Here is an 11,804-nt window from a genome sequence, read left to right as displayed (position 1 = left end):
GATTAACCCCTAAATTCAAAGGTGCTCAGGCCAAACGTTAGCAGATCGCCGTTGCGCAGCGGGCAGCGCGTGATGCGGCGGTTGTTGACGAGCGTGCCGTTGGTGGAGTTGAGGTCCTCGATCGACCAGTCAGAGCCGGTAAAGGTGAGCTGGGCATGACGGCGCGACACGTTGGGGTCGCGCAGGGCGATGTCGGATACCGAGCGCTCACGACCGATGGTCACCTGCGCGGAGGTGATGTTGTGGCTCTCGCCGCTCACGACGTCGACGAGTTGGGCGAGCGGACGCTGCGGGGCGCGGGGGCTTGCCATGTTGGAGGCGATGCTGGTCGCAGCGCCAAGGCCCACGGCGGCGCCAGTGGCAGCCGCTCCGCCCATACCGGCAAGTGCGTCGCGAGAGACGGTTTGCGGCACAGGGATGGGGGCTGCGGGATCGGGGACATTGGGTGCAAAGGGGTCGGCCACAGCGAGCGGGTCGGGAGTGGCAGCGCGGGGTGTCGGCTGCTGCTGGGGCATGGCGGCCGGGTGTTGCTGCGGCGATGCAAACTGCTGCTGACCGGCGCGGGGGGCGCTTGCGGCACGGCTTGTGGCCGAGCTGTTCTGTCCCAGGCCATTTTGATAGGCGCGCTCTTCCTCGTACAGACGGCCGAGCGTGGGAGCGTCGACGTTCTCGGCAAAGACCGAGAACTTGCCGGCGCGCAGCTGAGGGTCGATCATAAAGCGAACAAGGGGCTCGCCGACAAAGACGTAGCGGCGTTTTTCGGCCTGCGCCTTCACAAACTCGCGCACCTCGCGCGAAAGCTCGGGATAGAACGGGGCAAGCATGGGATCGTCATCGGTGGCGATCAGGATGGTATAGAGCGCCGGCGCGGTGTTGACGCCGTTGATCACCAGAGTTTGATCCTCCATGTCGCGAGCAGCCTGCTTGGCAAGCTTCTTAAAGGAGAACGGGGCACGGGTGGCACCGAAGATGCCGGCCACGTGGTCCTCGAAGATGTTCAGGAAGTTCACGAAAGATCACTCTCCGTATAGGTTCTTTGGTATCCGAGCAAATACAGGCATATCCCAACGATTATAGAGGATAGGATTCCCGCAACCGCCGCCTTGGCGACGACCGTGCCCGCAAGGCTGGCAATTTCCATATGGTGTGCAAGACAAAACGATACGGCCGAGCCGATACCGGCGACGGCAATTGCGACGATGGCGGCGAGGTTTGACCCCTGCTCGGCGTGCTTGGCATGGGCATTGAGCAGCAGCGACGTTGCCGCGGCTGCTGCTGCGATCAGTGCGAAGGCGGCCCAGAGGAACGCGTCGCCCAGCGCTGCGGCGACATTGCCAAGCCCCAGCACGCCTCCCGTAGGGAGGGCAGCTGCGGCCAGGCGGGCAAAAAGCGCGCCTATACCCGTGGCGGCAGCGGCGCTTGCCGGGCCGAGCCAAAACGCCGCGAAGCCCGCGGCGGCCCCGGCGGCAAGGATGGCGTCGCCGGTTAGACAACCTAGCGCAAGCGCGCAGGTGAGTGCCGCGCTCGCGGCCGCTTCGGTGCGTCCCCAGGCAATCCACCATCCGGACATGGCGGCGGCAAAAATGACCGCGACCGGCAGCATCGACAGGATGCCCTGCGCCTGCATGGTGGCGTTGGCCATGAGCACCAAAAAGCCCACGGCCGAGATAGCCGAGCCGATCTGCGGTGCCAAGCCTGCCGCCGCGCCAATAGCGATGGCCGCGGCGACCAGCCCGGGAAGCGCCGCGACGCCCGCTGTCTGCATAAGCAAAAAGCTGAAGGTTGCACACGTTAGTGCCGAGATACCGCGCATGGTGTAATCGCGCGCGCAGCTCCAGCGCGTGCCCGCCCAACCAAGCGCGGGGTCGACCTCGATGGCGTTATCCTCGTAAGGCAGCGACTCCATATCGTCTGCTGCGTGCTCGTCGTCCGAAAGCTCGCTTACCATCTGCTCCAAGCTGCGACGGCCTTCGCGCACGCTCCCCAAGCCGGCAAGGAGTTGGTCGCAGAATGCCTCGATGCTATCGGGGCGGTCTTGCGGCATAGGGGAGAGGGCGCTCATGAGCGCTGCCTCGGCCCCCGGGGGAAAGTGCGGGATCAGCTCGCTGGGGTAGGTGGCGCCGCCGATGATGCGGTCGAGCGAGTCGGCAGGCGTTGCCGCCATAAAGGGGGCGCTGCCGCACAGGCCCTCGTAGATCACGCAGGCAAGGGCAAAGACATCGGCGCGCTCTTCGACCGTGCCGGTCTCGATATCGAGCTGTTCGGGCGGCATGTAGCCGATGGTGCCGCCGCGCGATCCGCCAAAGCCGCCGGCAGATGACAGCCGCGCCATGCCAAAGTCGGTGAGCTTTACATTGCCCGAGTGGTCAATGAGCACATTGGCGGGCTTTATGTCCAGATGAAGCACGCCGTTTGCATGGGCAAAGGTGAGCGCCTGACCCAACGCGTCGGCAATGGTCGCTGCCTCGTCAAAGGTGAGCGAGTGGCCGTCCACGCGATGCAAAAACTCGGCCAGCGACATGCCGTCGACATACTCCATGACCAGGTAGGCATAGGCGGTGTCATGCGTAAAGTCGATAACCTGCACGATATTGGGATGTTGAAGCATGGCGGCGGTATGTGCCTCGCGCAGTACATCCATGATGTCGCTGGCGGGCATGCCGGAGCCGTTGATAAGAGGGATGCGCTTAATGGCCACGCGACGACGCAGGTGCGTGTCGCGGCAAATCTCGATGGAGCCAAAACCGCCGGTCGCAAGCGTCTCGAGCGGCTGGTACCGCTTGAGCAGCTCGCGAGAGCTGGTGCCCTCCAAAGGGACGTCCGGCGAGAACCGGGCGGTATGTTGCGAGAAAAGCGGCATGGCCAACCCTCGTGCGTTTAAAGTTCGTTTGCGAGCGGCGGGCGCGGGGCCGAGCCATTCGCGGTGGCATAGATGCTGCTAGTGTAGCACGCTCTGGTGCATGGGGAGGATAGCGGGATGCGAGGCTGCCTGTCTGACTTGGTCTTAGCGCTTCTTCTTGCCCTTCTTCTGCTTGCACTGCTTGCCCTTGTTGTCCTGGGGCTTGTCTGCCTTGTCTCCCTGCTTGGCCTCGGCTGCAGCCTTCTCGGCCTTCATTTTCTTCTTCTTGGTCTCGATGCGGAGCTTTTTGTTGATGCGCGCCTTAAGGAAGGAGCCAAACTGCTCGGCGTCGCCGCGAACAAAGGTGTCCTTGGGGATCGTCACGCCCTGGTCTGCGAACATGGCAACAAAGATGCGCTCGCCGTCGAGTACGTGGTCGAGCTTCTCAAACGGGAAGAACTGCGACTTGCCGCTCTTGCCCCATACCATCAAGCCGTCCTCGTTGGCGGCGACGCGGCGATAGCGGCCACCCATGGACTTGTCGGCCTCGACGGCGTCGATAAAGTCGCGGGCGAGCGTGTGGTGCAGGTTTTTGCTCCACCAGGCCAAAAAGGCACCGAACACGATCAGGACGACGCCAAACTTGATCCAGTTGCCGCCGGCCACCAACATGCCGATGCCGAGCAGCGCGGCAGTTGCCGCGGCGACATACAGCGAGCCGCGACGCCTGGGCGAGGCGACCAAGCGGGCGAAGTCGGTGACGAGGTCGTTTTCGTACTGATACTCGTTGAGGTACAGGATGCCGTCGTCGGCTGCTGCCTGTTTCTCGAGCGCGACCTCGACCTGGTCGGCTGCTTCGGAGGGAACGAGGTTGCTCTCTGCGTCTGCCATGCTCTTTGGACTCCTATCGCGGCGGGCTCGCCGTACGGGTTATTATGAGTGCAGTATGCCGTGCGACCGCATGGCCGTCGCGGCAACAAAACTCAGTATACCCGGGGGAGCACCCATGGAATCGTTGTACCGAAAGTATCGCCCGCTCACCTTCGACTCCGTGGTGGGCCAGCAGCATATCGTCTCGACGCTCGAGCACGCCATCACCGAGGGACGCCTGTCCCACGCGTACCTGTTCTGCGGACCGCGCGGCACGGGCAAGACCACCATGGCGCGCATTCTGGCCAAGGCGCTGCTATGCCGCAATGCCGAGGCGGCGCGCGCCGAGGGCGCAAGCGGCTGCATGCCCGACGGCACTTGCGAAGAGTGCGAGCTCATCGCCGAGGGCAACCACCCCGATGTCTACGAGCTCGATGCCGCAAGCCGTACGGGCGTGGACAATGTGCGCGAGGAGATCATCAACTCCGTTAACTTTGCCCCGGTGCGTGGCAAGTACAAGATCTATATCATCGACGAGGTCCATATGCTCACGACGGCGGCGTTCAACGCGCTGCTCAAGACGCTCGAGGAGCCGCCGGCGCACGTGATCTTTGTGTTGTGCACCACCGATCCGCAAAAGATTCTGGAGACCATCCTCTCGCGCTGCCAGCGCTTCGATTTCCACCGCATCGGCAACGAGGATATCGAGCATCGCCTGTCCTACGTGTGCGAGCAGGAGGGCTTCGATTACGACGACGAGGCGCTGGCCATCGTGGCGCGCCATGCCAAGGGCGGCATGCGCGACGCGCTTTCCACGCTGGAGCAGCTGAGCGTTTTTGGCAACGGCGCCGTGCATGCGGACGATGCCCGCTCGCTTTTGGGCGAGGTTTCGGACCAGATCCTGGGCGAGTTTGCCCGCGCCATCGCCGAGCGTGATGTTGCTGAACTCTATGGGCTCATTCGCGCACAGGTCGAGGAGGGCAATGACTTGCTTGAGCTGACGCGCGACCTGGTGGCGCACGTGCGCGACGTGTATGTGGCCTGCGTTGCCGGTACCCGTGGCGAGCTGTTTGAGGGCGGGGCCGAGCAGGCCGAGGCGCTTGCTGCCGAGGCCGCTGCCTTTGGCGGGCATCCGGCCGACCGTCTGGCCCGCGTGCTGACAGTGCTCGACGATGCCGCGTTGGAGATGAGGGGTGCGAGCGACGTGCGCCTGGTGCTCGAGATCGCCTGCACGCGCCTGGCACGTCCCGAGGCCGATCTGACCATTGAGGCCCTGGCCGAGCGCGTGGCACGCTTGGAGGCCATGGTCGCCAACGCCGCGGTGCCGGCGAGCGTGGCTGCTGCTGGTGCTGCGCCTGCGGCTGTCGCGGCTGCACCTGTGGCGACACAACAACCGACGCTGATTTCGGGTGCCCGAGCTGCTGCCCCTGTGGCATCCGCCGCTCCCACTGCTACGCCCGCGCGCCAGGGCGGCATGCCTTGGGATCGCGGCGCCGCCACTCCGGCGACGCAGCCTGCGTCCGTGTCAGCTTCCAAGCCTGCGGCGCCTGCGCCTCGGCCTGCGCCAGCTCCGACGCCCCAGCCCACCGCCGCTTCGGCTCCCGTACCTGCCGCTGCGCCGGCGCCTAAGCCCCAGCCCAACACTGCCGCTCAGGTTGCTGCCGCCGGCGCCGCCGAGACCCCTGCGGTAGAGGATGCCGGCGAGCTCCAGCGCAAATGGGTCGAGGTCGTCGAGCGCGTCAAGGCCCAACAACCTTCTTATGCGGCTCTCCTGTTGAACGCTCGCGCTACGGCAGACGATGGTTCTAAGCTCACGGTCTCGTTCCCTACGGCATTTGCTATCAAGATGCTCGGGCGTGCTGATACACAGGCGGTGTTTTTGCCGACGGTCTGCGCGGTCTTCGGTCGTCGCACCGTCGACTACGTCCTGGATGGAGGTGGCACGCCGGCTCCTCAACATGAGGAGCATTCTCCATCTGCACGGGCTGCGGCATCTGCGGACCCGCAACCCGTGTCCTCGGCGGCCCCTGCATCCTTGAGCGCCAGCGCGACGCAGCAGCAAGCGGCACCGGTAGCGGCATCGACCCTGTCGGCGCCTAAGCTCGCGGCGCCCAAACCGGCTGCTCCGATCCCCGCGTCCAAGCCCGCTGCCGCGCCTGCACCAAAGTCATCCGACCTGGCCAAGGCCCCCTGGCTGCGCTCCGACAACCCTGCCGGCGCTCCTGCCACGGGCAAGCTCCCGACCGAGCCCGCGCCCCGAGCGCCCGAGTGCGCGTCTGCTCCCAAGATTCAGCCGTCTGTGCAGGCTGCGCCATGGGAATCCGAGCAGGTACCCTACGACGACGCCATGGTCGGCGGCTTCGCCGGCGATGCGAGCGGGGAAGATCTTGCTCCGTTCGACATGCCTGCCGCGGCGCCTGCGCCCAGCCCTGCCGCTTCGGCCGCAGCTCCCGCGGCTGCGACGTCCGCTCCTGCAAGTGACGACGCCCTCGCTGCCCCTTGGGAGTCCAATCCCGGCGCCGGCAGTCCCTTCGGCCACCAGGGCGCAGCCCCGGGCATCCCGCAGACCGAGGACGAGGCCAAAGCCCTCATACGTAGTGTCTTTGGCCAGTCCACCATCTTCAAGCCGGTGGAGTAACTATGCGGGCGGGTATATACGCCGATTTGTGAGACCTTGCATAATTCGACCTTGCATAGTCTTGGGCGGCGCGTCACGCTAGAGGACATGTACATCGACTGAGTTAGCGCGACCGCCCCGCTCGTATGCCCCGCGCCGTGGTACGATTTTTGAGTTTGAAAGTCCCGCCGTGCCCGGCTGCCCTTGCAGCTTGTCGCGCGACCACACGTAAAGGAGCCATCATGGCCGGTATGAACATGCAGCAGATGATGAAGCAGGCCCGCAAGATGCAGGAGCAGCTTGCCGCCGCGCAGGAGAACCTCAAGTCCCAGACCGTCGACGCTTCTGCCGGCGGCGGCATGGTCAAGGTGACTGTCAACGGCGAGATGGAGCTCGTCAACCTCACCATCGACCCCGATGCGCTCGATCCCGAGGACGTCGATATGCTGCAGGACATGATTATGGCTGCCGTCAACGAGGCCGTCCGCGGCGTCAACGAGCTCGCCAACAAGCAGATGGGCGCCATCGCCGGCGGCCTCAACATCCCGGGCATGCCGTTCTAAGACGCGCACATATATGAGTGCCAACCATAGTCTGCAAAAACTGCTCGATGAGCTGGGCCGTCTGCCGGGCATTGGCCCCAAATCGGCCCAGCGCATCGCCTACTACCTGCTCGAGGCCGACGCCGAGGAGGCGCGCCGCCTGGCCGAGGCCATTCTAGAGGTTAAGCAGGAAGTGCATTTTTGCAGCCGCTGCTTTAATTACGCCACCGCTGACGAGTGCTCCATCTGCCAAGACTCGATGCGCGACACCACCCGCATCTGCGTGGTGGGTGAGCCGCGCGATGTCCAGGCGATTGAGCGCACGGGCAGCTACCACGGCCTCTACCACGTGCTGGGCGGCGTGATCAGCCCCATGGACAAGATCGGCCCCGAGCAGCTGCACATCCGCGAGTTGCTGGCGCGCTTGGGCCACGAGGACATCCACGAGGTCATTATCGCCACCAACCCCAACATTGAGGGCGAGACCACGGCGAGCTACCTTGCCCGCACCATCAAGCCTCTGGGCGTCGAGGTGTCGCGTCTGGCGAGCGGCCTGCCCGTGGGAGGCGACCTGGAGTATGCTGACGAGCTTACGCTCGGCCGTGCTATCGAGGCCCGTCGTGCGATCTAGGCGGCGTCAGCTCCGCGGCATGTCCCGTCGGCCTGCCGCACGGGGCGCTCATAATTGGGCACGCGTTCATGCATTTGTTGTACAACAAACCTGCTTTTCATCCGCTTATCGCGTGGATGGGTCCACTCGCACCTCGTATTTGCCCATTCGTTGCACAACCTTTTGGGTTCGCTGATACACTCAAATGTGGATATGAAAGAATGCGCCGCTTTTAAGCGGCGTGTTTTTGTTGGAGGAGAACGCATGCGGCCCGCTAGCACTCAGACAAAGCATGGCGCCGCGGTGCGCATTCGACGCCGGCTGGGCCTGGCGCCTCGGGCGTACGTGCTGCTGTCTTGCTCGCTCGTGCTGGTCATAGCCGGTGTTTCGGCTTATGGCATGACGGTGCCGTCCATGGTACAGGCGCATGCTGAGCGCGAGCTGCATATTGGGCGCAAGGCCAAAAGCGACTTGGGAACGACAACCGGATATGCGTGGGCGAGCGTGTTCGGGCGCACCGTGTTTGGCGTCGATCCCGCGGACGAGGGCGAGCGGGCGTCCAACGAGATCACGCTGGCAAACGGCAAGACTATCGTGCTCACCAACAACAAGGTCATTACGAAGCTTTCCAACAACAGTGTGGCTTCTGTCGTCAATAAGGCCGAGCAGCAGAAGGGGCAGGACGCCCAACAGACAGGCCAGCCCGGCGGTTCGGGTTCGTCTGGCTCCAGCTCCGATTCGTCGGGCGGCGGTTCCGGTTCGGGCTCCGCCTCTGGCGGTGGATCTTCGAGTGATGGCTCGACGGACGGCGGTGCCGGCGGCGACACGGGCTCGGGTGGTCTCTCGGCTGCCGAGGAGGAGAGTATTCACAGCTGGCTCGTGACCAAATACAACATGCTCGATGGCTATGTCGCCCGCGCCAACAGCGTGGTTTCGACCTATAACGCAACAGGCGATACCGGACCGTGCGATAGCCTGACCAACGATATGTTTGTCATCCGTGCCGAGTTTGGCCGGCAAACGTTTTCTCCCAAGTCAAAGTGGTATCAGCAATACGCCAACCTATGGGGTTGCTACACCAATCTGTGCCAATGGGTGGGGCATTATGGCGATGACGACGTCGCGCTCAACAACTTCAATACCAAAGTGGCGGCGATCGCCCTATGACGAATAGCCTTGCTTCTGTGGCAACCCAGTCGCTCAGCCGTGACCCTATGGTGGGCCTGCGCCTGGCGCGCGTTGGAGGGTTTGAGCCCGCCATTGCGCTGGGCCCGGACGAGCTTCCCGCCTACCTGCGCCGTTTTACGATGCTGTTTGCCGATGACGCCACCATGCGCCGCGGCGGTATCGGCCGTGTGACGCGTGCCGTCAACGCGCAGGGCGAGGCCGTGGCACTCAAGCAGCTCATCTTGCCAACGCGCGACGAATTTGATGACGATGTCGCCCACGAGGCGCTGGTCACCAAGTTCAAGGCGGCGTTTCGCGAGGAATATGAATGCCATCGCGCCCTTTCGGGCCTTAGAGGCTTTCCCCGCCTGTATGGATGGGGCGAGGTTGACGGCGTGCCCGCGATTGTCATGGAGTGGGTCGAGGGCGAGACGCTCGCTCGCCTGCGCTCACGCCTTGCCGTGGACGATGCCGGGCGTCTGTCGCCGCTCGTGGCGGCGCGCCTGGGTCGCGACCTGTTCGATCTGCTCTGCCGCATGAGCTTGGTAGGCGAGGGGTTCGTCCATCGCGATATCTCGCCCGCTAATATTATGGTGCGCACGGCGCGCCTGCCGCTCGACCGACAGCTTGCCGAAGGCACCTTCGACCTGTGCTTGATCGACTTTGGCTCTTCGCTGGCGCTCGAGCCCGCCTCTGTGGTGGCCGGCACCGGCGGCAAGGCGTCGTTTACCGAGCGCTATGCCACGTTGCGCCGCGCGACGGTGGCCTACGCCCCGCCCGAGATGCTCACCGACGATATCCCCGACCTGCGCATGCTTCGCATGTCGCCGGCAATCGATGTCTATGCAGCGGCGAGTACGGTCTACGAGCTCATCGCCGGTGTCGCGCCGTACGAAGTAGCGCCGGGTGCGTCGGGTACTTCGGGCTCGCGCAAAAAGACGTGCGATATCGCCAGCCCTTATCGCCTCAAGATGGATACGCTGCCCGATTATCCCGTTGGCGCCCACGCGCCCGGCTGCGACTTGACGCAACTGCTGCGACGCGAGCCCGATGTGGCACTTGCCGCGGCCGAACAGGCTCAGCAGCTGGGGCTCGATCCAAATTCCGAGGATCTGCGCGATGCGCTGGCGTTTGTCGATGCCCAGTTGTTCGACGTGGTCATGGCCTGCCTGTCCTGCCATCAGGAAGATCGTCCCGAGCCGGCTGCGGTGGAGGCGGCGCTCTCGGCATTTTGCGACCACTATGCGCAAAATGTCGCCCGCTCGCTTCGCGCCGAGCCGCTCATGCCGTGCCCGATGGAGGTATCGGGGCACACGGCCCGGCGTGCGGCGATGGTTGGTGCGACGGCGGTATGCGGCGTGCTTTGGGCTGTGGTCGTGGTATCAGCTGCGCTGTTGGCGTCGGGCGCCCATGTGACACTCGTCGTAGGACCGCTTATGTGGTCCGGGAAGCTGCCGGCCATTATCGCCGCACTGGCGTTGGCACCGCCGGGCATGGTGGGCATCGCTGCCGGCGCCATGGCACACGATCGTCGCACGGGGTTCCTGCAAGGCGTACTGGCGCTTTCTGCCTGCGAGGTTCCGGTGCTGATCGCGGTTGCATGCACCGTGTTTTCCCAGCGCGCCGTAGCGAGCGGCTTCGTTGCCGCCTTAATTGCAACCTATGCGCTCACGTGGTTTTTGCTGGCGATGGGGTTTGCCTTTGAGCTTCCCGTCGTGTCAGCGCGACGTGCGAAAATTTCCATGGCGACGCCGCTTGCCGGCGGAGCCGCGGCTGCTCGCGCCTTTGGCGGGCCGGCCGAAGTATCCGACACTATCTCTGCGACCAAGGAGGGCTAAGCCATGGCTTCTCAAGCTGAGCTCACCCCGTGCGGGGCAATGTTTGACATCTTTAAGCGCGCAGCGCACCTGAGCCATATCGAACTGTGCGGCCTGGTGCTCTCGAGCCGCCCGCTCGTCGACGGCCGTAGTCCGCAGAGCCGTGCTGCCGATCGCTCTTGGGTTTCGCGCTTTATCGTGCGCGCGCCGGTCGGCACGCTGCAGGAACGTTATTTTGCCGATTACGGCACCTCGGCCGCGCGCATTATGTCGCAGCTGGCCCTGCGCCGCCGCAATCCCATGGACGCCACGGCCGTGACCAACATGGTGTGCGGCCCCGCTGGCGAGCCCATGGTGCGGGCACTCGAGGAATGCCATCAGGACACGAATCTCTATCGCAATGCGCTCGAGCGCCTGTCGCAGGCGGCTGAGCTCATGCCCGCCGAGCGCGCCGAGGCCATCCTGGTGCTGTTTGTCGCCGTGGGCTGCTCGGCAGATGTCCGCTCGTCGGTGACCTATGCCCTCGACTACGCTCATGCGACCTGTGGCGGCGCCACGTCGACGCCGCGCTCGCTGAGCACCTCGACGGTCACGGGCGAGCACGAGGCGGCGCCTGCGCACCCGTTGGGACTGCTGCGCGTGCAAAACGGCTACGTGGTGAGCGCCCCGCGCTGGATTCAGCCGAGTGAGGAGGGCGTCGAGATCGGCGCGCTGGCGACGGGGGAGGGCGATATCACCGATGTGGGCGATGACGTTTCGGCTCGCCATGCCCACGTGTGGTGCGATGACCAAAATGTCTGGTACGTCGAGGACCTGTCGTCCACCAACGGAACTGTGGTGGTAAACGGCGCGACGAACGTCTGCACCCAGGTCGAGCCCGGCCGCTCCGCTCAGCTCAACCCCGGTGACGAGCTCAGGCTCGGAGAATCCACAACCTACGCCATCCTCCTCGGCGCCCTCTGACTCATCTCCTAAATAAGTTGCGGTGAAATAGGGACTGTTTAAGACTGCGGCCGGCAAAAACAGTCCCTATTTCACCGCAACTGCCATTTGGTCCCTCGGTGACGGAAGGATAATTTTTGCCCTTGATGGTCGCTCGGGGTAAACCTTTACCGCCCGCCTATATTTGTCGAAATTACACTTGACGGCGGGGTACAATAAACCCGCATGCGGATTTCCGTTGCGGGCGCTTCCCATCACCGGGGCGTGCCCGGGAGCATCCGGCATGCGGCCTTTGCGGCGCTCGATCATGTGCAAGACGGGTAGCTGGGCCTGTGGGGCGCGTGCAGCCCTCCTCGCCTCGGCATGCCTTCTCTCCACGCCATGTACCTGCTGCTGAGTC

9 protein-coding genes are annotated in these 11,804 nt (G+C 64.3%); 6 read left to right on the top strand and 3 right to left on the bottom strand.

Features of this window, described 5'->3' with window-relative positions; translation table 11 throughout:
* Positions 1 to 2 precede the first annotated feature (2 nt).
* The 3 genes from ACTM82_RS04165 to ACTM82_RS04155 all read right to left on the bottom strand — a co-directional run bounded on the left by ACTM82_RS04165 (position 3) and on the right by ACTM82_RS04155 (position 3,730).
* Positions 3 to 1,010: an FhaA domain-containing protein gene (locus tag ACTM82_RS04165; protein ID WP_427719325.1), complete on the bottom strand. Its 1,008-nt coding sequence runs from the start codon at positions 1,008 to 1,010 to the stop codon at positions 3 to 5.
* Entirely contained in the window at positions 1,007 to 2,860 is a 1,854-nt protein-coding gene (locus tag ACTM82_RS04160; RefSeq protein WP_441054608.1) for a serine/threonine-protein kinase, read from the bottom strand. The genes ACTM82_RS04165 and ACTM82_RS04160 overlap by 4 nt, the downstream gene beginning before the upstream one ends.
* 144 nt (positions 2,861 to 3,004) lie before the next feature.
* On the bottom strand, positions 3,005 to 3,730 hold the full coding sequence (locus ACTM82_RS04155) for a hypothetical protein (protein ID WP_441054610.1): 726 nt from the start codon (positions 3,728 to 3,730) through the stop codon (positions 3,005 to 3,007).
* Positions 3,731 to 3,845: 115 nt separating this feature from the next.
* On the opposite strand from ACTM82_RS04155, the gene dnaX reads away from it, so the two are divergent.
* The 6 genes from dnaX to ACTM82_RS04125 all read left to right on the top strand — a co-directional run bounded on the left by dnaX (position 3,846) and on the right by ACTM82_RS04125 (position 11,425).
* Positions 3,846 to 6,347 carry a DNA polymerase III subunit gamma/tau gene (gene dnaX, locus ACTM82_RS04150; RefSeq protein ID WP_441054612.1) on the top strand — a complete coding sequence of 834 codons (2,502 nt, stop codon included), beginning with the start codon at positions 3,846 to 3,848 and terminating at the stop codon, positions 6,345 to 6,347.
* 221 nt (positions 6,348 to 6,568) lie between these two features.
* Positions 6,569 to 6,889: a YbaB/EbfC family nucleoid-associated protein gene (locus tag ACTM82_RS04145; RefSeq protein WP_427719331.1), complete on the top strand. Its 321-nt coding sequence runs from the start codon at positions 6,569 to 6,571 to the stop codon at positions 6,887 to 6,889.
* A gap of 13 nt (positions 6,890 to 6,902) precedes the next feature.
* A complete protein-coding gene (gene recR / locus ACTM82_RS04140; protein ID WP_099432550.1) occupies positions 6,903 to 7,499 on the top strand; it encodes a recombination mediator RecR in 597 nt (198 codons plus the stop codon).
* 243 nt (positions 7,500 to 7,742) lie between these two features.
* Positions 7,743 to 8,645, top strand: a complete 903-nt coding sequence (locus tag ACTM82_RS04135; RefSeq protein ID WP_441054614.1) for a hypothetical protein — start codon at positions 7,743 to 7,745, stop codon at positions 8,643 to 8,645.
* Positions 8,642 to 10,483: a serine/threonine protein kinase gene (locus ACTM82_RS04130; RefSeq protein WP_441054616.1), complete on the top strand. Its 1,842-nt coding sequence runs from the start codon at positions 8,642 to 8,644 to the stop codon at positions 10,481 to 10,483. The genes ACTM82_RS04135 and ACTM82_RS04130 overlap by 4 nt, the downstream gene beginning before the upstream one ends.
* A gap of 3 nt (positions 10,484 to 10,486) precedes the next feature.
* A complete protein-coding gene (locus ACTM82_RS04125; RefSeq protein ID WP_154518466.1) occupies positions 10,487 to 11,425 on the top strand; it encodes an FHA domain-containing protein in 939 nt (312 codons plus the stop codon).
* Positions 11,426 to 11,804 lie beyond the last annotated feature (379 nt).

The organism is Collinsella sp. HCP3S3_E5, assembly GCF_052067635.1.
GTDB lineage: Bacteria > Actinomycetota > Coriobacteriia > Coriobacteriales > Coriobacteriaceae > Collinsella.
Note: the sequence above shows the minus strand (reverse complement) of the source record. Positions and strands in the feature narration are given on the sequence as shown.

Excerpts from the sequence above, each read along its gene's own strand:
- recR (WP_099432550.1), top strand. The coding sequence starts at position 6,903 with ATGAGTGCCAACCATAGTCTGCAAAAACTGCTCGATGAGCTGGGCCGT.
- ACTM82_RS04130 (WP_441054616.1), top strand. The coding sequence starts at position 8,642 with ATGACGAATAGCCTTGCTTCTGTGGCAACCCAGTCGCTCAGCCGTGAC.
- ACTM82_RS04160 (WP_441054608.1), bottom strand. The coding sequence starts at position 2,860 with ATGCCGCTTTTCTCGCAACATACCGCCCGGTTCTCGCCGGACGTCCCT.
- ACTM82_RS04145 (WP_427719331.1), top strand. The coding sequence starts at position 6,569 with ATGGCCGGTATGAACATGCAGCAGATGATGAAGCAGGCCCGCAAGATG.
- ACTM82_RS04125 (WP_154518466.1), top strand. The coding sequence starts at position 10,487 with ATGGCTTCTCAAGCTGAGCTCACCCCGTGCGGGGCAATGTTTGACATC.
- ACTM82_RS04155 (WP_441054610.1), bottom strand. The coding sequence starts at position 3,730 with ATGGCAGACGCAGAGAGCAACCTCGTTCCCTCCGAAGCAGCCGACCAG.
- ACTM82_RS04135 (WP_441054614.1), top strand. The coding sequence starts at position 7,743 with ATGCGGCCCGCTAGCACTCAGACAAAGCATGGCGCCGCGGTGCGCATT.
- dnaX (WP_441054612.1), top strand. The coding sequence starts at position 3,846 with ATGGAATCGTTGTACCGAAAGTATCGCCCGCTCACCTTCGACTCCGTG.